Annotated in this window: 18 protein-coding genes; 10 read left to right on the top strand and 8 right to left on the bottom strand. The window is 39.9% G+C overall.

Annotated features, from left to right (window positions below):
* Positions 1-119 precede the first annotated feature (119 nt).
* From Sdiek1_RS12010 to Sdiek1_RS12000, 3 genes are all read left to right on the top strand, one after another.
* Positions 120-1,619 (top strand): peptide-binding protein, encoded by a 1,500-nt coding sequence (locus tag Sdiek1_RS12010; RefSeq protein ID WP_087439331.1) that lies wholly within the window; start codon positions 120-122, stop codon positions 1,617-1,619.
* A gap of 85 nt (positions 1,620-1,704) precedes the next feature.
* Positions 1,705-2,715, top strand: a complete 1,011-nt coding sequence (locus Sdiek1_RS12005) for an OmpA family protein (RefSeq protein WP_087439330.1) — start codon at positions 1,705-1,707, stop codon at positions 2,713-2,715.
* 20 nt (positions 2,716-2,735) lie between these two features.
* A complete protein-coding gene (locus Sdiek1_RS12000) occupies positions 2,736-3,530 on the top strand; it encodes a mechanosensitive ion channel family protein (RefSeq protein WP_087439897.1) in 795 nt (264 codons plus the stop codon).
* Here the strand turns inward: Sdiek1_RS12000 and Sdiek1_RS11995 are convergent, their stop codons facing one another.
* Positions 3,531-4,334 (bottom strand): DUF4197 domain-containing protein, encoded by an 804-nt coding sequence (locus tag Sdiek1_RS11995; RefSeq protein ID WP_087439329.1) that lies wholly within the window; start codon positions 4,332-4,334, stop codon positions 3,531-3,533.
* A gap of 131 nt (positions 4,335-4,465) precedes the next feature.
* Entirely contained in the window at positions 4,466-5,971 is a 1,506-nt protein-coding gene (locus Sdiek1_RS11990; RefSeq protein ID WP_087439328.1) for an SLC13 family permease, read from the bottom strand.
* A gap of 210 nt (positions 5,972-6,181) precedes the next feature.
* Here Sdiek1_RS11990 and Sdiek1_RS11985 point away from each other — a divergent pair, with 210 nt between their 5' ends.
* Positions 6,182-6,817: an HAD family hydrolase gene (locus Sdiek1_RS11985; protein WP_087439327.1), complete on the top strand. Its 636-nt coding sequence runs from the start codon at positions 6,182-6,184 to the stop codon at positions 6,815-6,817.
* A gap of 170 nt (positions 6,818-6,987) precedes the next feature.
* Positions 6,988-10,560, top strand: a complete 3,573-nt coding sequence (nifJ, locus tag Sdiek1_RS11980; protein WP_087439326.1) for a pyruvate:ferredoxin (flavodoxin) oxidoreductase — start codon at positions 6,988-6,990, stop codon at positions 10,558-10,560.
* Between the two features lie 44 nt (positions 10,561-10,604).
* Here nifJ and Sdiek1_RS11975 read toward each other — a convergent pair whose 3' ends face one another.
* From Sdiek1_RS11975 to Sdiek1_RS11960, 4 genes are all read right to left on the bottom strand, one after another.
* Positions 10,605-10,799, bottom strand: a complete 195-nt coding sequence (locus tag Sdiek1_RS11975; protein ID WP_087439325.1) for a hypothetical protein — start codon at positions 10,797-10,799, stop codon at positions 10,605-10,607.
* 195 nt (positions 10,800-10,994) lie between these two features.
* Positions 10,995-11,765 carry a hypothetical protein gene (locus Sdiek1_RS11970; protein ID WP_087439324.1) on the bottom strand — a complete coding sequence of 257 codons (771 nt, stop codon included), beginning with the start codon at positions 11,763-11,765 and terminating at the stop codon, positions 10,995-10,997.
* The gene (locus tag Sdiek1_RS11965) at positions 11,758-11,997 is read right to left on the bottom strand and encodes a hypothetical protein (RefSeq protein ID WP_087439323.1); all 240 of its coding nucleotides are present in this window, start codon (positions 11,995-11,997) and stop codon (positions 11,758-11,760) included. Before Sdiek1_RS11965 ends, Sdiek1_RS11970 begins: the two co-directional genes overlap by 8 nt.
* Positions 11,994-13,817: a Na/Pi cotransporter family protein gene (locus tag Sdiek1_RS11960; RefSeq protein WP_087439322.1), complete on the bottom strand. Its 1,824-nt coding sequence runs from the start codon at positions 13,815-13,817 to the stop codon at positions 11,994-11,996. The genes Sdiek1_RS11965 and Sdiek1_RS11960 overlap by 4 nt, the downstream gene beginning before the upstream one ends.
* Positions 13,818-13,899: 82 nt before the next feature.
* On the opposite strand from Sdiek1_RS11960, the gene luxS reads away from it, so the two are divergent.
* Complete coding sequence (luxS, locus tag Sdiek1_RS11955; protein WP_087439321.1) at positions 13,900-14,400, top strand: S-ribosylhomocysteine lyase; 501 nt, start codon at positions 13,900-13,902, stop codon at positions 14,398-14,400.
* 114 nt (positions 14,401-14,514) lie between these two features.
* A complete protein-coding gene (sstT, locus tag Sdiek1_RS11950) occupies positions 14,515-15,723 on the top strand; it encodes a serine/threonine transporter SstT (protein ID WP_087439320.1) in 1,209 nt (402 codons plus the stop codon).
* 26 nt (positions 15,724-15,749) lie between these two features.
* On the opposite strand, the gene Sdiek1_RS11945 is transcribed toward sstT, so the two are convergent.
* Positions 15,750-16,058: a hypothetical protein gene (locus Sdiek1_RS11945; RefSeq protein WP_238098979.1), complete on the bottom strand. Its 309-nt coding sequence runs from the start codon at positions 16,056-16,058 to the stop codon at positions 15,750-15,752.
* 201 nt (positions 16,059-16,259) lie between these two features.
* Between Sdiek1_RS11945 and Sdiek1_RS11940 the strand changes: the two genes are divergently transcribed.
* A complete protein-coding gene (locus Sdiek1_RS11940; RefSeq protein ID WP_087439319.1) occupies positions 16,260-16,952 on the top strand; it encodes a rhodanese-like domain-containing protein in 693 nt (230 codons plus the stop codon).
* Between the two features lie 16 nt (positions 16,953-16,968).
* Here Sdiek1_RS11940 and Sdiek1_RS11935 read toward each other — a convergent pair whose 3' ends face one another.
* Positions 16,969-17,397, bottom strand: a complete 429-nt coding sequence (locus Sdiek1_RS11935; RefSeq protein ID WP_087439318.1) for a bacteriohemerythrin — start codon at positions 17,395-17,397, stop codon at positions 16,969-16,971.
* A gap of 113 nt (positions 17,398-17,510) precedes the next feature.
* On the opposite strand from Sdiek1_RS11935, the gene Sdiek1_RS11930 reads away from it, so the two are divergent.
* Together Sdiek1_RS11930 and Sdiek1_RS11925 are read left to right on the top strand one after the other, a co-directional pair.
* On the top strand, positions 17,511-18,650 hold the full coding sequence (locus tag Sdiek1_RS11930; protein WP_087439317.1) for an efflux RND transporter periplasmic adaptor subunit: 1,140 nt from the start codon (positions 17,511-17,513) through the stop codon (positions 18,648-18,650).
* The gene (locus Sdiek1_RS11925) at positions 18,647-21,772 is read left to right on the top strand and encodes an efflux RND transporter permease subunit (RefSeq protein WP_087439316.1); all 3,126 of its coding nucleotides are present in this window, start codon (positions 18,647-18,649) and stop codon (positions 21,770-21,772) included. The genes Sdiek1_RS11930 and Sdiek1_RS11925 overlap by 4 nt, the downstream gene beginning before the upstream one ends.
* Position 21,773 lies beyond the last annotated feature (1 nt).

Raw genomic sequence — 21,773 nt, 5'->3', positions numbered from 1 at the left:
ACTCTTTTTACTACGTTCGCCACTGAATCACAAAACAAGGGCAATGCCTGATGTTTCTCTTAAAAGCTTGACGACCATGTCATCAGAATTATTTTTCTTCACTATGTTATAATCATTCCATGAAAACACTTTTACTCATTCTTTTTTTCTTTACATGTAATGTCTTAGCCAGTACGCTACATCTTTCTATTTCAGCAAATCCGAGTCGTCTGAATCCTATTGTCTCAACCGATAAAACCAGCGCTGATGTTGCACAGTGGATTTTTAATGGACTCATCAAATACGATAAAGATGCGAATATTATTCCAGACCTTGCACAAAGTTACCATTTTGTGGACGATACAACACTCATTTTTGAACTTAAAAAAAGACGTTACATGGAGCGATGGAGTCCCTTTACGGCTAAAGATGTGCTATTTACTTACGAGACGATTATCTCTCCTAAAATCTTTACACCATACTCTTCAGGCTTTATGCACATTTTACATGTAAAGATGCTGGATGAGTTTACGGTAGAAGTAAAATACAAATATCCTTATTTTAAAGCATTAGAAGTCTGGATGATGGAGATATTGCCAGAGCATTTGCTTAAAAATGAAGCGGATTTAATGACCAGCAAATTCAATCAAGCGCCCATTGGTACAGGCCCTTATACTTTGGCGCAGTTTAACATCTCTAAAGATATTGTGTTAGCGGCTAATTCAAACTATTTTGTTCATAAGCCCACTCTCGACACAATGATTTTTCACTATTTACCTGATCCTTCTTCTGAGTTTTTAATGCTTAAGTCCCAAAAACTGGACGTTGGTTCACTCTCTCCTTTACAGCTAGAACGCCAAATTGATAAAGATTTTAAAGCCCACTACAGTATTTATGAAGATATTGCTCATAATTTTTCCTATATGGGGTTTAATTTAAAATCTGAGAAATTTAAAGACCCCAGAGTACGTGAAGCGCTTTCGTTAGCCATTGATCGTCAAGAGCTCGTCGATATTCTCTATTTTAGCCATGGAAAAGTGTGTACAGGACCTTTTTTACCAGGAACGGGAGCTTTTAATGAAGCAGTCCATGCACCAAAACCTGATATTGCAAAAGCAAAAGCACTTCTCAAGGAGGCAGGGTATGATGAGGCGCATCCCTTTGAGTTTGAACTGAGCACGAGTGCCAATGGTAGTGGTAGTTACTCTGCACAAATTCTTCAGCATCAACTCAAAAAAGCAGGTGTGGTAATGAAACTTCGTATTATGGAGTGGCAAGCGTTTTTAAATACGGTCATCACACCGCGTCATTTTGAAGCCGTTTTGATGGGGTGGTCATTAGGGCTAAAACCCGACGCCTACAGCATTTGGCACAGTGAATCTATGCGCAAAGGCGGATTCAATTTTATAGGCTATGAAAATACCGAGGTCGATCAGCTTATTAAACAAGCGGAACAGATCGTTGATCAAGAAAAATTCGATGCCATTTATCGAGAAATTTTTGCTAAAATTGTTGCAGATAATCCTTACCTTTTTTTAGTGATTCCCAATTCTATTACAGTGGTGAATAAAGAGATCACACCTGTCTCAACCTCTATAATTGGGGTTATGCACAATACCATTGATTGGATTAAACCGTAAATTTAAGACTTAATTGCCAAAACTTGTGTTATAATTCGGGTCTTCACACATGAAATCTTAGAAATATTAGTTTAAAGGAATAAAAATGAAAAAAACTTTATTTTCATTAGCGGCACTAGCATCTTTGGCATTTGCAGCACCAACTGCATACAATTACGAGGTAACACCAACCATTGGTGGTGTTTTACCAGAGGGCAATCTTGATCTTAAAAGTCAATTGACTTATGGTTTAAGATTTGGTATCAACCTTGACAATACTATTATCAATCAAGTTGAACTTGGTTACGATAGATCTGACAATGTTGATTATAAAGCGGGTAGAACAGACAGTACAGATTTTAACCGTTACTACGCTAACTTGGTTAAAGAGTATAAAATTACTCCAGAAGCTGCATTGTATGCTTTAGTCGGTCTTGGTTATGAAGATGTAACAAATGCGCAACTTGAAAACAGAGATAGCATGTTTGCACAATACGGTGGTGGTGTAAAATATTGGGTAACTGATAATTTTGCGCTTAAAGCTGAAGTTCGTCATGCTATTAAATTCCAAGGTGGCGATAACAACATGTTCTACAGCCTTGGCTTTACGATTCCTTTTGGTGCAAAATCTGCTCCAGTTGCAGCGGCTAAACCTGAGCCAAAACCAGCTCCAGTTGTAGTAAAAGCTCCAGTTGATAGTGATAATGATGGTGTATACGATGATAAAGATAAATGTCCAAATACTCCAAAAGGTACCGTTGTTGATGCAGATGGTTGTCCAAAAATCATCCGTTTACATGTACAATTTGATTTTGACAAATCAACTGTAAAACCAGCGTTTATGCCTGAGATTCAAAAAGTAGCTGATTTTATGAAACAAAACCCAGGTTACAGTGTTGTTCTTGAAGGTCACACAGACTCTAAAGGTAGCGATGCTTACAACATGAAACTTTCTGATCAACGTGCAAAAGCAGTTGCAAAAGCACTTGAAAGTCTAGGTGTTTCAGCAGCTAAAGTGACAACAGAAGCATTTGGTGAGAGTAAACCTGTTGCTACAAACGACACAGACGCTGGACGTGCTGAAAACAGAAGAGTTGACGCCGTTTTCAAAAAATAATTTAGGATCATAGTGTGCATATGGATTTGAGCTGGACCGTTGTTGTCAATTTTGTTACGCTTTATGGTGTAAAAGTACTTGCTTCTTTACTGATCTTTTTTATCGGTAAAAAAATAGCTTCTCTTCTAACAACCGTTGTTGTTAAAGGGATGCGCAAGTCAAAGATTGATGAGACGATTACCAGCTTCTTTTCCAATGTGATCTATTTTGGTCTTTTGGTGGTGATAATCCTAGCAGCGCTAAGCAACCTAGGCATTAACACCACCTCTTTTCTTGCTGTTCTTGGTACCGCAGGGCTTGCGATTGGTTTAGCACTGCAAGGTACACTCTCTAATGTGGGTGCTGGTATCTTACTGGTATTCTTTCGTCCTTTCAAAATCGGACATTCTGTACAAATCGCTGGTGAAAATGGCACAGTTGAAGAGTTGAACCTCTTTAGCGTCATTCTTAAAACAGCGGATAATAAACAGATTATCATTCCTAACTCTGCTGTGATTGGTAAAAATATAACCAACTTTTCTGCTAAAGCAACCAGACGTATTGATATGACCTTTAATATTGGTTACGAAGATGATCTTCGCCTTGCTAAGGTGACATTGCAGGAGATTGTTGATCATGAGCCAAGAGTCCTTCCTGAACCTTCCCCATTCGTTGCTGTTGGTGAATTAGCGCAAAACAGTGTGAAACTCATTGTGCGTGTATGGGTTAAAACGGAAGACTATTCTGTGGTAAGTTTCGATATTTTTGAAAAAGTAAAATTGGCGTTTGATGAAAAGAGGATAAGTATTCCTCACCCTCTCTTACCCGAAGCATAACTATTTTCCAAATACTTGTTGAATGATTGAACTTCCACTTGCGAGTGGATTGCTACGAAGTGCTTTTTCTTTCTCCTCAATCATATAAAAAAGACCATCCAGTGTTTTACGACCAATATAATCTTCAATACTCTCATCACCACTAGGCACTGCATCGCCCATACCAAATCCTTTTGCAATAGATGAAGCTTGTCCCATTAAAGCATTATTTGAAGCGCCTGCTACTGGGTTACTACCTCCTGCAAAACCTTTAAGACTTTGATAAGAGCTCATCACTTGACTCTCATTCATACTCTCTTTGATGATCGGCATAATGGCACTGAGAAGTTTTGTCCCCGCTTTAGTTTTAAAGTAATCGGTTGCCGCGGTGTTACTACCCTTTACGATGGCATTCGCATCTTCAATACTCATGGATGAAATCGTATCGCTAAAGATAGAAGCTGTCTTTGGAACTGATTTTGATGCAGCACTGTTCATCGTTTTGACAAAGTCGTCTACATAGCTCTTACCACCTAGTTTTTCCGCCGCAGTCGCAACGGGTTTTATGGATGCAGGCAGTGGAATTTTGACAGCACTGTTGTTTAAAAATCCTCCCTCTTTTCCCAAAAGCGAAACGGCTTGTTGTGCTCCAAGACTGAGTGCTTCTTTCACACCGGAAGTCGCACTGCTTTGAGTGGATGTAGGGCTACTGGTTGTGGCTTGTTTTTGGGTAGAAGTAGCGCTAACTGCCGTGTTGACCGCATCTTGCCAGTTGGTAGCACACAGCATAAGCGGTGCTAAAAGAATGAGTTTTTTAGGTAACATGTATCTCCTTTTTAATGATCTAAAAGTCTATTATTTTTAAAACAACAAAAATCTACCAACTCGTATAAAAATTTTGTGGTTCGTAGATTTTTTAGATTTTTGTAATAATTTTAAAAACTATCTCTTGTCTATCAAACAAGTCCAATCCATTTCCAATACGTTGCAGCGAGCAACAAGATCAAGCCATAAGCGATAATCGTAAGTGGAATACCCGTCTTAATAAATTCTTTGACCGTAAATGTATCGGTTCCATAGGCGATCATATTTTGTGGAGCATTGACAGGTAAAATAAAACCAAAACTAATAACATATTGTAAAATCATGGTCATACCAATGATATTGAGTCCTGGTGTTTTAACTTCTTGTAGCATGGATATAACAATAGGAATCATGGCAGCTGCCAAAGCGGTTGCTGATGCAAAACCTAAATGAATAATGATCAAAAAAAGTGCCAAAATAGCAAGTATCATAAATGCAGAAGAGTATGAAAGTCCAAAAAATGGAACGATGGACTTTGCTAACCAAACACCCGCTTTTGTTGATATGATAGCACTTCCTAAACTGATACCAACGCCAAACAAGAAAAGCGTTCCCCAAGCCATCTTTTTACTGGTATCTTCCCACGTTAAGATATCAATTTTAGGTAAAAACATCAATGTCACAGCGACAACAGTAATGGATGAAGTATCAAAAGGATGAATTAAAGTCTTTGCTAAATCACCTTCTATACCAAAATCACCAAACGTTTTCTTTTCCAACACCCAAAAGAGCAATAAGAATACAGAAATGATAACAAGTTTGATCTCTTGAGTTGTAATTTTTCCTAACCCTTCCAGCGCTTTTTGAATAACTGCTTTTCCACCTGCAATCTCTTTTACTTCAGGTGGCATGATTTTTAGAAGAACAAAATAAAGTGCAATAGACATCAAAACGGCAAAAGGTAGAGCTGCAATAAACCATTCACCCCAACTAATGTCATGTCCTAAAATCTGTTTAATGAAGTTCGTTGCAATCATGTTTTGTGCAGCGGCAGTTTTGATGCCCACATTCCAAATACTATCCGCTTGCGCAATCGCTATCATTAAAATAGCTGCAAATTTAGTACGTTTTTCGATACCAAACGCTGAAATGACACCCATAACAATCGGTACCATACACGCAACTCTCGCTGTTGTTGAGGGGACAAAAAAACTAAGGATACACCCTGTCAAAATGATGCCAATTAAAATGCGGTTTGTTTTAGCACCCACTAAAGAAAGGATATTAAGAGCAATTCTTTTATCAAGTCCTGTTTTCATCATGGCGATAGAAATAACAAGGGCTGCTCCAACCAATGCCCAAGCCGTATTTGAAAATCCTCCTAATGACATTGTCAATGCCTTAGATGTGCCGATATATTTTTCTGGTTGTGCCATGTCTGGCGCAAAACCAAGAAGCAATACCATTAATGTTATGATGATCGCTGCACTCACTGGATAAGAAGTACATTCAGTCATCCAAAGAATAACGGAGAACACTAAAAGACCTAGCATTCTATGCCCTGCTATGGTTAGTCCTTCTGGTGTTGGCAATGCAATGATAAGACATAAAATTATCAAAGATACAAACAAGCCATACTGTTTTAGAAAAGTGCCCATCTTAAACCTCCATAATTTAAAATAAATCTTACTTACTTAATTATATATCGTATTTCAAAAAAACGATATGAATTGGATAATAATTTTACTCATAAGTATTGAAAGTTTTGAAATGAACTCAAACTGCGAGTAAAACAAAAAGCTTTAGTGTTTTACTCGCAGTTTGGGTTATAATCACACTTTACATGTAAAAGAAGGATTAAGGAAAAAATGAAAACGATTTTATTTGATTTAGATGGCACATTGATTGATTCAACAGACGCTATTTTGGAAAGCTTTGGGGTAGCATATGAGACATTTGGACGTGTCATTCCTGAGGATGAACAGATCAAGAAATTGATTGGGCATCCTTTAGATTTGATGTTTACGATGTTGGGAATTGACTCCTTGGAGGCAAATGATTATGTGATGGCGTACAAAGAGCATTATAGGCTCATTTCTCGTAAAAAAACAACACTGTTGCCCCTTGCCAACGAAGCAATTAGGCATGCTTCTAAAATTGCAACTCTGGGTATTGTGACGACAAAAACGGCACGTTATTCCGAAGAGATTTTAGAGCATTTAGGCGTTATGCATCATTTCAAGGTATTAATTGGACGCGAAAGCGTCACACATCCAAAACCACATCCTGAACCCATTCAAAAAGCACTCATTGCACTCAACGCTAATTTGGAACAAACATGGATGATAGGCGATACTCCAATGGATCTGATTTGCGCCAAAGAAGCAGGAGTTAAAGGTATTGGTGTGTTGTGTGGTTACAGTACAAAATACGAACTTGAAAAGCATACTTCGTTTGTTGTTCGTGATGCACTTGATGCCGTTAAAATTATTGCTGAACAGTAATGATTTTGCTAGAGAATTGGTATTTTTTTGAGTAATAACGTTCCGAAAATAGTAGTAAATGTAACGGTTCTTAACTTTTTTCATTTATGAGTTATTAAGAGAATGCTAAGTAGAATGAGAAATCATCACAGATGAGTATAGGAATGATAATATAAATTAAGGGGCATTTAATGGCTAAAGTCATGAAAACTATGGATGGTAACGAAGCTGCTGCATACGCATCTTACGCTTTTACCGAAGTTGCTGGTATTTACCCAATTACACCTTCTTCCCCAATGGCGGACTTTACCGACATTTGGGCAAGTCAAGGCAAAAAAAACTTATTTGGTATGCCTGTAAAAGTTGTGGAGATGCAAAGCGAAGGTGGTGCTGCCGGAACGGTACATGGTTCTCTTCAAGCTGGTGCACTTACGACAACGTATACAGCCTCTCAAGGACTGTTACTTAAAATCCCAAATATGTATAAAATGGCAGGTGGATTATTGCCAAGCGTTATCCATGTTGCTGCTCGAACACTTGCTACCCATGCACTTTCTATTTTTGGCGATCATCAGGATGTTTATGCTGCACGCCAAACAGGTTATGCAATGCTTTCATCAGGTTCTGTTCAACAAGTTATGGATTTAGCCGGTGTTGCTCACTTATCAGCGATTCAAGGACGTGTTCCTTTTATGCATTTCTTTGATGGTTTCAGAACTTCACACGAGATTCAAAAAATTGAAGTGATGGACTATGCCGTTTTTGATAGATTACTCGATAAAAAAGCAGTACAACGTTTCCGTGACGAAGCGCTCAATCCTGAGTCTCCAAAAACGAGAGGAACAGCACAAAACGATGATATTTATTTCCAAGGCAGAGAAGCACAAAATAAATTTTATGACGCATTGCCTGACATCGTAGCACACTATATGGCGGAAATCTCAAAAGAGACAGGACGTGAGTACAAACCTTTCACTTATTATGGTGCCAAAGATGCAGATCGTATTATTGTTGCAATGGGATCTGTAACAGAGTGTTTGAAAGAGACGATTGATTATTTAATGAGTAAAGGTGAAAAAGTTGGTTTGATTACACCCCATCTTTACCGTCCATTCAGTATCAAATATTTGATGGATGTTATGCCAGAATCCGTTAAAAAAATTGCTGTATTGGATAGAACAAAAGAGTCAGGATCTATTGGTGAGCCATTGTTCCTTGATATGAGAGCAGCTTTCTATGGTCATAAAAATGCTCCTATTATTGTCGGTGGACGTTATGGTCTCTCTTCTAAAGACGTTGATCCTGCACAAATGCTAGCTGTTTATGAAAACCTCAAACTCGAAAACCCTAAAAATGACTTTACCATTGGTATCGTTGATGACGTTACCTTTAAATCACTTGACGTCAAAGAAAAAATTAGTTTGGGCGACGCTGAAACGAAAGAGTGTTTATTCTATGGACTTGGTGCTGATGGTACGGTAGGTGCAAATAAAAGTTCTATTAAAATCATCGGTGATGAGACAGATATGTATGCTCAAGCATACTTTGCGTATGACTCTAAAAAATCAGGTGGTTTTACACGTTCTCACTTACGTTTTGGTAAAAAACCAATTCGCTCAACCTATCTCGTTTCAAATCCACATTTCGTAGCCTGTTCTGTTGCTGCATACCTTGAGTTGTATGAGGTTGTGGATGGAATTAGAGAGCATGGAACATTCCTGCTAAACTCAATTTGGGATGCAGAAGAGACCGTCAAAAGAATTCCAAATCGTGTTAAAAAAATCTTAGCAAATAAAAAAGCTAAGTTTTACATTATCAATGCAACCAAACTTGCACATGATATTGGTTTGGGTAACAGAAGTAATACGATTATGCAATCAGCGTTCTTTAAACTTGCTGAAATCATTGATTTTGAACAAGCTCAAACCTTTATGAAAAAACAAGCGTATAAGTCTTATCACAAAAAAGGTGAACAGATTGTTGAGCTTAACTACAAAGCAATTGATGTAGGGGCTAATGGTTTGATTCAGGTTGAAGTTGACCCTTCATGGGCGAACCTTCCTGATGATGTGAAAAAAGAAGACAGCAAATATGTCGGAACAGAATTTGTTGAAAAAATTGTAAAACCAATCAATGCCGCTCGAGGGGATAGCTTACCTGTTTCTACTTTCAAAGGCTACGAAGATGGTACCTTTGAGCATGGAACCACAGAGTATGAAAAACGTGGTGTTGGTGTTATGGTTCCAAAATGGATTGAAGAGAACTGTATCCAATGTAATCAATGTGCCTTTGTTTGTCCACATGCCGTTATTCGTCCATTCCTGATCAATGATGCAGAGTTTGCAAATGCTCCTGAAGGCGTTAAAACACATGCTCTTGAAGCCAAAGGTAAAGAGCTTAAAGGCTTAAAATATAAAATCCAAGTCTCTTCACTGGATTGTACAGGCTGTGACTTATGTGCAGAAGCATGTCCAACCAAAGAAAAATCACTTGTGATGGTTCCACTCGGTGAGAGTCTTGAAGCAGGTGAGCAAGTCAATGCGGATTACCTCTTCAAAAAAGTAACGTACAAAGATGATATTCTCTCTAAAAGCACGGTTAAGGGTGCACAATTTGCTCAACCACTCTTTGAGTTCCATGGGGCATGTCCAGGTTGTGGTGAAACTCCATATATCACATTAGCCACAAGACTTTTTGGTGACAGTATGATGATCGCTAACGCAACAGGGTGTTCATCCATCTATGGTGGTTCAGCTCCTTCAACACCTTACCGCAAAAATTCCGAAGGACATGGTCCAGCATGGGGTAATTCACTCTTTGAGGACAATGCAGAGTTTGGTTTAGGTATGCATGTAGCTACGGAGACAATGCGCCATAGAATTCATTCTGTGATGGAAGCTTCTCTTGAAAAAGCTCCAAATGCCATTGCCGCACTCTATAAAGACTGGATTGAATTCAGAGACGATCGCGTTAAAAGCACTGAAATTCGTAATCTTCTTGTTCCATTATTGGAAGCAAATCCAGCAGCAGCGGGCGCAGATGTGATCTTAAGCCTTAAACAGTACATTGCCAAAAAATCACAATGGATTTTTGGTGGAGATGGTTGGGCATACGACATCGGTTACGGCGGATTGGATCATGTTATCGCCAGTGGTGAAGATGTAAATATTTTGGTTCTTGATACGGAGGTTTACTCCAATACCGGCGGTCAAAGTTCAAAATCTTCTCGTGCAGGTTCTATCGCGCAGTTTACAGCAGCAGGAAAACCTAGCCAGAAAAAAGACCTTGGTTATATCGCTATGACGTATGGTAATGTTTTTGTGGCACAGATCAACTCTAACGCTTCTGCGGCACAAACAATCAAAGCATTTGAAGCGGCTGAAGCGTATCCTGGTGTTTCTCTTATCATCGCGTATTCTCCATGTATCGCACATGGTATCAAAGGCGGCCTTGGCAAATCAGGTAACCAAGGTGAACTCGCAACGAAATGCGGTTACTGGCCAATCTATACCTATGATCCTCGCCTTGAACAAGAGGGTAAAAACCCTGTTAAGATTACAGGAAAAGAACCTGATTGGTCATTGTACGATGATTTCTTGATGAACGAAGTACGTTATGCGTCACTTAAAAAGTCAAATCCAGAGCATGCACAAGCACTCTTTGAACACAATAAAAAAGATGCACAACGCAGATGGAGACAGTTAAATCGTCTTGCAAGTGCTGATTTTTCAAATGAATTAGTTGAGGTAAAAGAGGGCGAATAAGCCCCTTTTACATGTAAAGGCAAGAAAGTAATTTCTTGCCTTTTTTAGTTTTTAATCTCTGCTGCCACCTGTGCGTTTGATTTGACAACTTCACCACTTCCATGAATGATATGTGGAATACAGCTGGTACACACATGGATCTCTTCACCATTTTTCATTGCTTTAATAAAAACAGCACCTGCACTTTCCTCACTGGTTCTTAGGCAGACATTGCACACTTGAATATTGTTGATTTCCATAAAAAGCTCCTTGTTAAATTTGGCGTATTATAGTTAAAAAAAGACCAGAAAAGATTGAGCGAGATCAAGGTTTACATGTAAGCTTTTGTCAAACAATCAAAGCATCTTTTTGCCAACAACATTGACAAGCTTGCGTAACCTCATACACCGTAGTTAAAAGAGTTTTTGTTGGCGTAAAAGCGTTTGTAAAAATGCTTATAAAAACAGAACCACACTGATCATCGCATCAATGCCAATGTCTACGGGCTCTTTCCCAATGAGTCTGGCACTATTTTTGACTTGAAAGATCATTTGACTGAGTAATGATTCAAAATTAAAGTTGGAAGGATCTAGAATACTCTCTTTGTGATTTTTGATAGATGCAAGATTTTGGATCATTTCCCAAGAAGGCTGTTCTCCTGTATGCAGCCTATTTTGGAGCTCAACTTGCCAATTGTTTTGCCATGTTAAGAAGAGAAAGTTATCGTTTTTATCTTTGGCTGTTTTAACTTTCCATTTAACAACTTCAAGGTAGTAGTAGAGTTTTTTAAAAGCTTCTTGATCATACGTGAGTGTGGTGATGTGGTGACCTTCTCCAATTTTATAAGTTTCCCAGATTACTTTATAGAGTCCAATAATGAGAAAATCATTTCGATCGGGGATATTACTATTTTTATCAAACGCTATACGCAAATAGTCATCATAGGATTTAAGATATACACCATTGTATTTCATCCGAATACTATTTTGTGAGGTGCGCATTTCGTTAGTGATGAAGCTTTGGCTCTCTTTACTGTAACTTTTTGGATTGCGAAGGTCGAGTTTTTCTTTATAGATGATAAGATTTTCAATGATCTTGCTGTAGTCATAATGTAACGATGTAGCGCCATGAGATTGGAACACTTCGCCTATTTTTTCTTGGGGGTTTGTGGTGGTTGTAGCGCAACCATAAAAAAAGAAAACCAAGAAAAAGCAGAGTTTACTCATCCAATATTTCCTTTCCCTTTTTAATCTGTTTTTTGATGATTTTAATGCTATCGTGGATGGCTTCACGTTTGATGAGATCACTCTCGTCTTTGAGCTCTTGCTTCAGTGTAATGCGTCTGAGTTTGAGCTTTTGAAGAAGTTCTTTAATCGTCTGTTTTTTTGTTCCCTCTTCATTGGGGGTAGATATGCCAAATAACGCTTTGACTGAATGGATAAATTTCAAACCGTTCATGAAGTGCTCCTTTGCTCGGTTGAATGTGTTAAATCCGTGATTTCGGATTCATTTAAGATCAACGCTTCTCGTCCTTCGCTTGATTGGGTATCAGCATGGATGAAAAGGGTATGTGCGACTTTTGTCAATTCTGACACAATGGTATAAGCGTATGTCGTATCGTTCATCAGTGACGTTGCCATAGTATAGGTAATTTTATTGGTACGAATGAGATTATCGAGCGATTTATTGGCAGCAATGTCGTATTTTTGGGCATCAAATTGAAGTTTACTGAGGAGTAAAATAGCAACATCTTCTTCGGTAGTGTTGATAATAAGCTGCATATTGCGTAGGTGTTTGATGAGGTTTTTACGGATATGGTTATACTCCTGCCTGATGTATTCATTATCGGATTCAAGATAAAAAAGCATATTTTTTTGCATATGTTTCGAGGCTTTAAAGGCTTCAACCATGCCAAGTGTTGCATTTTTTATGGGAATAAGCCGTCGGTTACTTTCATCTGAAAACTTGCCTTGTGCCAAAATAGCGAAGTTGATAATCTTCCCATATATCTCTTTAATGCGAAGTTCATAATACTCATCCATATTGACATGCATGGCTTTATTACGTCTTATTAATATATCATCCACTTCCATACCTGAGGCAATATCTTCTTTGGTAACACTAATTCCTTGAGCAATAATGTCAAAAATATTGTTGTAGAGATGCTTCGTCTCTTTCAGCAGAATTGCTTGTGCCGTATCGGGGAAATCAAGCGCTACATCGTTAATAAACAGAACATCATCTCTCTCTTTTTCTGCCACTTCTTTAGGCTTAAACACACGGTTTAAAAGGGTCACAAGCCCATGTACCATAGGGGCAAACAAAAGAACACAGATCAGGTTGAAGTAGGTATGGTACAGTGCGAGTTTGAGGGTATAGTCATTCTCAGCAATACCCAAAAAAGGTGCGGTAAGGTCAATGAAATGGATAAATTGTGGTACAAATCCGATGAGCAAAAAGCCTGTAAGGCTGTTGATAAGAAAATGTGCACCTGCTAGTTTTTTACCTTCGAAGCTCGCTCCCAATGCTCCAATGATGGCAGTAATGGGCGTTCCTAGATTGGCACCAATGGTGAGGGCGATAGCATTTTCATACGTAATTTGGGAAGCGGAAAGGGCTGTGAGAATAAGTACCAGTGAGGCATGGGAAGATTGAGAGATCATCGTCACAATCATACCGATCAATGCAAAAAGCAAAATTCCTTTCAGCCCATCGGCAGAGTATTGCGTAAGGTCAATAGTCTCTTTAAATGCGTCAAATCCCTCTTTCATGTAAGCGATACCCAAAAAAGAAAAACCCAAGCCAACCAAAGCGTAACCAATGCCTTTAAGACGCTTATTTTCTTGAAAAACAAACAAAGTTCCAAAGACCAGCATAGGGAGGGCATACGTGGCAATATTGATTTTTAATCCTAATCCTGCAATCAGCCAAGCGCCAGTCGTCGTGCCAATATTGCCACCCAAAATAATACCAATACCTTGCGCCACGCTGATCAGACCTGCGCTGATAAAAGAGATGGCAATGACAGCCGCTAATCCACTGGATTGCATGAGTGTGGTAATCACCGTACCAAAAAGAATACTTCGGTAAAGGTTATGCGTAATTTTTTTGAGAAATTGATCGAGAAGTCCACCGACAAAGAAGCGAAATCCCTCTTCTAGGTTTCGCATACCAAACAAAAAGATAGCCACTCCAGCGGTAATATGAAGAATATTGGTGCTTTGAAAAAATGCATAGGAGAGTAATAAAATGACGACAATCAGGAGTAGTCGTTTCAAGGTATTCCTTTACATGTAAAGAATTTGAATGGCAAATTATTGTACACTTTTTTATAAAAAAAAAGAAAAAAAAGGACTTTAAATGCCACTATTGGACAGTTTTTGTGTAGATCATGTCAAAATGCCAGCCCCTGCAGTCAGAGTTGCCAAAACGATGAAAACTCCTCACGGTGATGAGATTACTGTGTTTGATCTTCGTTTTTGTAAACCGAACCACGCCATTTTGCCAGAACGCGGTATTCATACACTGGAGCATCTCTTTGCAGGCTTTATGCGCAATCACCTCAATGGAAATGGCGTTGAGATTATTGATATTTCACCGATGGGATGTCGCACCGGTTTTTACATGAGTTTGATCGGTACACCAGAGCCTATGCGAGTCGTCAATGCTTGGAAAGCATCGATGAATGACATTTTACATGTAAAGAGTGAGAACGATATTCCCGAGCTCAACGTCTATCAGTGTGGAACTTATAAAATGCACTCGTTGGATGAAGCGCATAACATTGCTTCAAATATTTTAAGTGCAGAGATTGGTGTTATGAATAATGAAGCGTTAAAGCTTGATACTTCAAAAATTTAATGCTCTAGGTGCATAATTTTAACACGTAAATAAGAACCTTTTTTATATGATTAGTGTGTTTTTTTAAAGAAAATATTAGTTTTGGTACACACATTTGAAGTAAGGAAGGTTTTTATGGAGCGTTTAGTCGCAAAGTACAAAGAGGGCAATCTGATTGTGCTTATTTTGATTGGTATGGTGGTGGGCGTTGTGATCGCTCTTATTTCTCCAACAGCTGCAATGGCTGTTTCAATTTTAGGAAAACTATTTGTTGGTGCACTGAAAGCCGTTGCACCTGTATTGGTTTTGGTACTCGTCGCAACAGCGATTGCAACCAAGCCTGTTGGTGTTCAAACCAACATCAAACCGATTGTTCAACTTTATGCCATCGGTACTTTTTTAGCAGCACTTGCTGCTGTTATCGTCAGTTTTGCATTCCCTGTAACCTTAGTGCTTGCGAGTGGCGCGGATGCAGGGTTGACACCTCCTCAAAGTATCATCATGGTTGTTAAAGGTTTTTTGGTGAGTATGGTAGACAATCCTATTAATGCACTAGCAAAGGGCAATTATATCGGTGTGTTAACATGGGCAATCGCTGCAGGTCTAGCTCTTCATCATAGTAGTCAAGCAACAAAGCAAGTGATGAAAGATACCAGTGAGGCGATGACTAAAATCGTTCAAGGTGTTATTCGTTTAGCACCATTTGGTATTTTGGGTTTAGTGGCAGAAACATTTTCAGAAACAGGTTTTTCAGCACTGCTTGGATACGGAAAATTACTTATTATTTTAGTAGGAACAATGCTTTTTGTCGCGCTTGTCCTTAATCCAATTATTGTTTACATCAAAATGCGTAAAAACCCATATCCATTGATTTTTACATGTTTAAGAGAGAGTGGCGTGACAGCATTTTTTACTCGTAGTTCAGCTGCCAATATTCCTGTTAATATGGCATTGTGTAAGCGACTTGGCTTGCATGAAGACACCTACTCCATCTCCATTCCTTTAGGGGCAACCGCCAATATGGCAGGCGCAGCTGTGACCATTACGGTCTTAACGCTTGCAACAGTCAATACACTTGGCATTTCTGTAGATATACCAACAGCACTGCTGTTAAGTGTGGTTTCAAGTATTGCAGCAGCAGGTGTTTCAGGTGTTGCGGGTGGATCGTTGTTATTGATCCCCTTGGCATGTGGACTTTTTGGTATTAGTGATGAAATCGCGATGCAAGTGGTTGCGATTGGTTTTCTGATTGGGGTAGTTCAAGACTCTACAGAGACAGCGCTTAACAGCTCGACAGACGTTGTCTTCACAGCAGCTTGTTCGAACGAACCACTGAATCTCTAAGCGTTACATGTAAAAAGATTTGGCACTTAATTGGAAGCAAAAAACTCCAATTTTTTGCCAAATCCCAGTGTATTGTCCGTAAATTTGAGATACGTAATCTCAATACTCCATAAATGCGGATTCATTGCAATGGCATAAGGAAAGCGTTTTAAATAAGCTTTTTTTTCTGCTTCGTTTGCAGCTCTAAATCGTCCCGTAAATTGTACCCCTTGAATTTTTCCTACTAATTTTGTCTCAAGTGCAACACTGCCTGCCACATGCGTATTTTCTAACGCTTCACGTCCGTGCCTTGTCTTCTCATCGGTGGCAATGACAAAGGTGGCATTTTGTTCCATAAACGCATAGAAACAGGTCGCGCAGTAAGGGAGGTTATCTTTACATGTAGCCTAAAGTTTAGTAGGTGATTGTTTTTTAAAAAAGTGGTAATGGCGAGCTCTAACATAGGTATCCTTTGGAAAAAAGTATAACATATTTTCTTTCTCTCTTTTAAATTTTAGATGGGTTAACATAAGCGAATTTACTCCAAGGAGCAATTGATGCGTTTTATTCTTGTATTATCTTTTTGGGTAGGCGCCCTTTTGGCTGAAAATCTTTCAACGTTGCAATATACGGGTGTTCAAACAACACATGTGATGAGTGATGGCAGTACGAAAGAAGTTTTGATTGAGCGTACTATTTCTCCATCATGCAACAGCGTTGGAATTAACACAGAAGCTGTTTTTAGCGGGAACTATGCAGGTAAAGATGTACCCGCGGAGTGTCAGAAAAGTTTTGTAACCACTGTTGGTAAAATTCAGCCGATGATCTTTGCCCCAGGTATCATGACGGTGGGTGAGCTTGAGGTATTGGATTTTATTAAAAACAAAGTCAATGTCTCTCCCAATGCTTATATTTTAGTCGATGCGCGTAAACGTGATTGGTATGAACAGATGACCATACCGGGTAGTGTAAATATCCCTTTTGATGAGATCGAGTATGATGCTTCTATTCCCGAAGATTTTGATCGGATTCAAAAACTATTAGGGTTTAAAAAAGTGGGTGAAAAGTATGATTTCACACATGCAAAAACAGCACTTTTGTTCTGCAATGGTCCGTGGTGCGCACAGTCTGGTTTAGCAATGACACAACTGCTCAAACTGGGTTATCCTAAGGAAAAATTGTTGTGGTACCGAGGCGGTTTGCAAGATTGGTTGCTGTTTGGTCTAAGTGTTGTTAAACCACATTCATAAGCTTTACATGTAAAGCTTATGAAAGAGGCGCTTGAAAATCATCTTCGTCGACGGTGATGCTTTTGCGCCACTTCTCAATTTTAAGATCATTTTCCAAAATATGTTCTACAAGCCATTTTTGAGCAATCATTTTCATACTTTTTTGAAGTTCTACGATTCCTTTTTTTTCTTTGAGAATTTTTGTCATCCCAAAAATAATACTCTCATGGAATTTCTTATGTTGTCCCAAAAGAGGATAATCAAGGCTTTGCATATATGCTTCTTCTTCTTTAAAATGTTTTGCCATATAGTCAAAAAATTCTTTAAAAAGCTTTGAAAGTTCTGCCTTATCGGCACTATCGGGATCGAGTCTTTGCACGGTGTTCGCCAGATCGAAAAGTTCTTGATGCTGTTGATCTAAGAGTTCATGATGCAGGCTAAATTTTTCACTCCATTCTATCAACACGAATATTCCTCATAACTTTTTTGAGGGTATTTTAGCATGCTTTGAGAGGATTTGAGCAAGATTGATTAACATAAAAACGGTAGAATGGAGCTTATCATTTATAAGGAATTTGCATGATCGTGAAAATACTTCAATCATTTTTAATAACACTCCCTCTTCTTTGGCTTGGATGTTCCAAAGATGAGACACAAAACAGACCTAAACCGCAAGTAGAAGTAGGCACGTACACCCTAAGTGCGCAACATGTAACCCTTACGCGTGAACTTCCTGGTCGTACCAAAGCGACACTGAGTTCTGAAATTCGCCCTCAAGTGGGCGGTATTATTCAAGCACGACTGTTTGAAGAGGGTTCTTTGGTGAAAAAAGATGCTGTGCTCTATCAAATTGATCCTTCCAGTTATCAAGCGGCATTTGACGAAGCGAAAGCTGCCCTGAAAAACGCGGAAGCAACGCTTGAATCATCACGGCTAAAAAGTGAACGTTATGCTGACCTTGTCAAAATGGAGGGTGTCTCTAAACAAGAAGTTGAAGATGCCAAAGCAGCTTATTTACAAGCTGTGGCAAATGTGGAAGAAAAAACAGCAGCACTGCAAAGTGCGCGCATTAATCTTGAATACACGAAGATCAAAGCACCGATTAGTGGGCGTATTGGAACTTCGAGTGTGAGTGTGGGCGCCCTTGTAAGTGCGAGCCAAACAACAGCACTTGCTACGATTCGTACCCTTGATCCGATCTATCTCGATCTCACCCAATCCAGTACGCAGCTTTTAAAACTCAGAGCTCTTTTAACGCAACAGGGTTTGAAAAAAGGTGGCACAACCGTGGCATTGAACCTTGAAGATGGCTCACGTTATGCCCACAATGGCACGCTTCAATTTCAAGAAGTTGCGGTAGATGAAAGTACTGGCTCAGTCACGCTTCGTGCAACGTTTCCCAATCCTGATGGTGTATTGCTTCCAGGGATGTATGTCCGTGCTTTATTAGATGAAGCAATCAATGAAGGTGCCCTTTTGGTTCCACAGCAAGGGGTTCAACGTGACCCTAAAGGGAATGCAACAGCGCTAGTTGTAACAGCTGAGAATAAAGTTGAAACGCGCGAGTTAAAAACAGAGCGTGCTATAGGTGATATGTGGTTGGTTCATAGTGGATTGAGTGCGGGTGATCATGTGATTGTTGAAGGCTCTAGTAAAGTTCAAACAGGCGATAGTGTCAAAATTGTGGATGTCACAACAACGTTAGGTAAAGCGCAATGATCGCACACTTTTTTATCCATAGACCCATTTTTGCATGGGTTATCTCGATTGTCATTATGTTAGCAGGTGTTGGTTCCATTTTTTCCCTTCCTGTTGCCCAATATCCCGATGTTGCACCACCTACAATTCGTATTGAGACGACTTATACGGGTGCTTCTGCTCAAACCGTTGAGAATAGCGTTGTGCAGATTATTGAGCAACAGCTTACAGGGTTGGATGGTCTTTTATACTTTTCCTCTAGCAGTAGTTCTTCAGGTTCTGCTCAAATTGAAGTAACCTTTCAAAAAGGCACCAATGCTGACACTGCACAAATGCAAGTACAAAATAAGGTAGCCCAAGTTACCACGCGTCTTCCCAAGTCGGTTCAAAATGAGGGTGTACGTGTCAGCAAAGCACAAAATGACTTTTTGATGATTGTTGCTCTTTTTGATACTTCTGATACGAAAATGTCTGATGATATTTCTGATTATTTGCTTAGTAACCTGCAAGACCCGATTGCACGCCTTGAAGGTGTGGGTACGGTACAAGTCTTTGGTGGTCAGTATGCGATGCGCATCTGGTTAGACCCCAATAAACTAGCTTCTTACAGTTTAATGCCTTCCGATGTGAGCAACGCTATTATGGCGCAAAATGTGCAGGTGTCTGCGGGTAGTATTGGTGCTTTGCCGAGCTCTTCTGAGCAACAGCTCAATGCCACAGTAACGGCTAAATCACAATTGCAAACAGCGGAAGAGTTTGCCAATATCATTGTTAAAAGTGATGCAACGGGAGCTATTGTTCGTTTAAGTGATGTTGCACGCGTAGAGCTCGGCAGCGAGAGTTATGACAATGTAACACGGCTCAATGGTCATCCAGCCTCTGGACTTGCGGTGATGCTAGCCCCTGGCGCAAATGCACTTTCTACAGCAAGTCGTGTTAAAGAGGGCATCGCAAAACTTGAACCTTTGATGCCAACAGGGTATAAGATAGCCTATCCTCTGGATAGTACCAAGTTTATTCGAATCTCCATCGAAGAGGTGGTTAAAACACTTTTTGAGGCGATTTTACTGGTTATTGTAGTTATGTTTGTCTTTTTGCAAAACTGGCGTGCAACCCTCATTCCTGCCATTGCTGTTCCGGTTGTTCTTTTAGGAACTTTTGGGGTTTTAGCTATTTTTGGTTATTCCATCAATACCCTTACCATGTTTGGCATGGTGCTCTCCATCGGTCTTTTGGTGGATGATGCGATTGTTGTGGTGGAAAATGTTGAGCGTATTATGCGTGAAGAGAAGCTCTCCGCGGTGGAAGCGACAGAAAAGTCGATGAAAGAGATTACCAGTGCATTAATTGGTATTGCCACGGTTCTTTCGGCTGTTTTCTTGCCGATGGCCTTTTTTGGAGGTTCAACGGGGGTTATTTACCGTCAATTTTCCATTACGATTGTCTCTTCCATGATCCTCTCCGTTATTGTGGCGCTCACCTTAACGCCAGCACTCTGCGCTTCATTGCTCAAACCGCATGAAGAAATAATGAGCCATGGTTTTTTTGGGTGGTTCAATAAAACTTTTGATAGGTTGATTGAGCGTTACAAAGGTCATGTGAGTTCTGTCATTGCTACCCCACTGCGATGGATGCTGATGTATGCCATTATCGCTTCAATCATGGCACTTTTGTTGGTGCGTTTACCGACAGGCTTTTTACCCAGTGAGGATCAAGGCGAAAGTATGGTTCAGTTTAGCTTGCCTGAGGGGGCTTCGTTTAAACGCAGTGATGCCGTTGCTCGTGAAATTGAACATTACTTTTTAAATGAAGAGGGAAATAATACCGAAGCGATTTTTACCATCTCAGGGTTTAGTTTTAGTGGAAGTGGTCAAAATGCAGGTATGGCATTTGTCGCACTCAAAGATTGGGATGAGCGCAAAGGGATTGAAAATAGATCTGACACCATTTCAGATCGTGCTACCATGAAGCTCGCGCGCATAAGGGATGCTCAAATTTTTTCACTTAATCCTCCTGCTATTGAAGGGTTAGGACAAAGCAGTGGCTTTGATTTTCAGCTTCAAGCGCTCAGCAATATTGATCGTGAAAAACTAAAATCATTAAGAGATATGTTGTTAGAAAATGTGCGCCAAGATTCTCTCTTTAGCGCTGTTCGTCTAGGTAGCATGGAAGATACACCCCAATTACATGTAAACATTGATGAAGCCAAGGCTGTAGCGCTAGGTCTTTCTCTAACAGACATTGATAGTATGCTCAATTATGCGTGGGCGGGTGCTTATGTGAATGATTTTGTGGATCGTGGGCGGATTAAAAAAGTGTATTTGCAAGGCGATGCACCTTTTCGCTCCAAGCCAGAAGATTTAGATCAGTGGTATGTGAAAAGCAGTAGTAGTGTGATGACGCCTTTTTCTGCTTTTGCAACAACAAGTTGGAGCTATGGTGCGCAAAGTTTGACACGTCATAATGGGTTAGCATCGTATGAGATTCAAGGCTCTGCCGCTTCTGGAATTAGCTCTGGGGTTGCGATGGATAAAATGGAAGCTTTACAAGCGTCTCTGCCAACAGGCACAAGCTTTGCGTGGAGTGGACTCTCGTATCAAGAGCGTTTATCCAGTGGGCAAACGGTTAAATTATATACCATCTCTATTTTAGTTGTCTTTTTATGTTTGGCCGCTCTTTATGAGAGTTGGGCAGTACCGTTTTCAGTATTGCTTGTCATTCCTTTGGGCATCTTTGGTTCTGTCCTTGCGGCATCCCTTCGAGGCTTGGAAAACGATGTCTATTTCCAAGTTGCGCTTTTAACGACTATCGGTCTCTCCTCTAAAAATGCCATTTTGATTGTTGAGTTTGCGGAGGCTGCGTACAATCGGGGAAGCACGCTTGTGGAGGCTGCTGTGGAGGGTGCAAAACTAAGACTTCGCCCCATCTTGATGACGTCGCTTGCGTTTATCGCTGGAGTTCTTCCTCTCGCACTCTCAAGTGGAGCCGGTGCCAATAGCCGTATTTCGATTGGTACGGGGATTATAGGTGGGACACTGAGTGCGACCTTCTTGGCCATCTTTTTAGTGCCACTCTTTTTTGTGTTAGTTCGGGGATTTTTTCCGAAACGAAGTCACCATGCAACCATGGTTGGGGAGGTATAAA

The organism is Sulfurospirillum diekertiae (assembly GCF_002162315.1).
GTDB lineage: Bacteria > Campylobacterota > Campylobacteria > Campylobacterales > Sulfurospirillaceae > Sulfurospirillum.
This window is presented reverse-complemented; position numbering and strand designations above follow the sequence as displayed.

Bases quoted from the DNA above. Each gene is read 5' to 3' on its own strand.
- Sdiek1_RS12010 (WP_087439331.1), top strand. From the start codon at position 120: ATGAAAACACTTTTACTCATTCTTTTTTTCTTTACATGTAATGTCTTA.
- Sdiek1_RS12005 (WP_087439330.1), top strand. From the start codon at position 1,705: ATGAAAAAAACTTTATTTTCATTAGCGGCACTAGCATCTTTGGCATTT.
- Sdiek1_RS12000 (WP_087439897.1), top strand. From the start codon at position 2,736: ATGGATTTGAGCTGGACCGTTGTTGTCAATTTTGTTACGCTTTATGGT.
- Sdiek1_RS11995 (WP_087439329.1), bottom strand. From the start codon at position 4,334: ATGTTACCTAAAAAACTCATTCTTTTAGCACCGCTTATGCTGTGTGCT.
- Sdiek1_RS11990 (WP_087439328.1), bottom strand. From the start codon at position 5,971: ATGGGCACTTTTCTAAAACAGTATGGCTTGTTTGTATCTTTGATAATT.
- Sdiek1_RS11985 (WP_087439327.1), top strand. From the start codon at position 6,182: ATGAAAACGATTTTATTTGATTTAGATGGCACATTGATTGATTCAACA.
- nifJ (WP_087439326.1), top strand. From the start codon at position 6,988: ATGGCTAAAGTCATGAAAACTATGGATGGTAACGAAGCTGCTGCATAC.
- Sdiek1_RS11975 (WP_087439325.1), bottom strand. From the start codon at position 10,799: ATGGAAATCAACAATATTCAAGTGTGCAATGTCTGCCTAAGAACCAGT.
- Sdiek1_RS11970 (WP_087439324.1), bottom strand. From the start codon at position 11,765: ATGAGTAAACTCTGCTTTTTCTTGGTTTTCTTTTTTTATGGTTGCGCT.
- Sdiek1_RS11965 (WP_087439323.1), bottom strand. From the start codon at position 11,997: ATGAACGGTTTGAAATTTATCCATTCAGTCAAAGCGTTATTTGGCATA.
- luxS (WP_087439321.1), top strand. From the start codon at position 13,900: ATGCCACTATTGGACAGTTTTTGTGTAGATCATGTCAAAATGCCAGCC.
- sstT (WP_087439320.1), top strand. From the start codon at position 14,515: ATGGAGCGTTTAGTCGCAAAGTACAAAGAGGGCAATCTGATTGTGCTT.
- Sdiek1_RS11945 (WP_238098979.1), bottom strand. From the start codon at position 16,058: ATGGAACAAAATGCCACCTTTGTCATTGCCACCGATGAGAAGACAAGG.
- Sdiek1_RS11940 (WP_087439319.1), top strand. From the start codon at position 16,260: ATGCGTTTTATTCTTGTATTATCTTTTTGGGTAGGCGCCCTTTTGGCT.
- Sdiek1_RS11930 (WP_087439317.1), top strand. From the start codon at position 17,511: ATGATCGTGAAAATACTTCAATCATTTTTAATAACACTCCCTCTTCTT.
- Sdiek1_RS11925 (WP_087439316.1), top strand. From the start codon at position 18,647: ATGATCGCACACTTTTTTATCCATAGACCCATTTTTGCATGGGTTATC.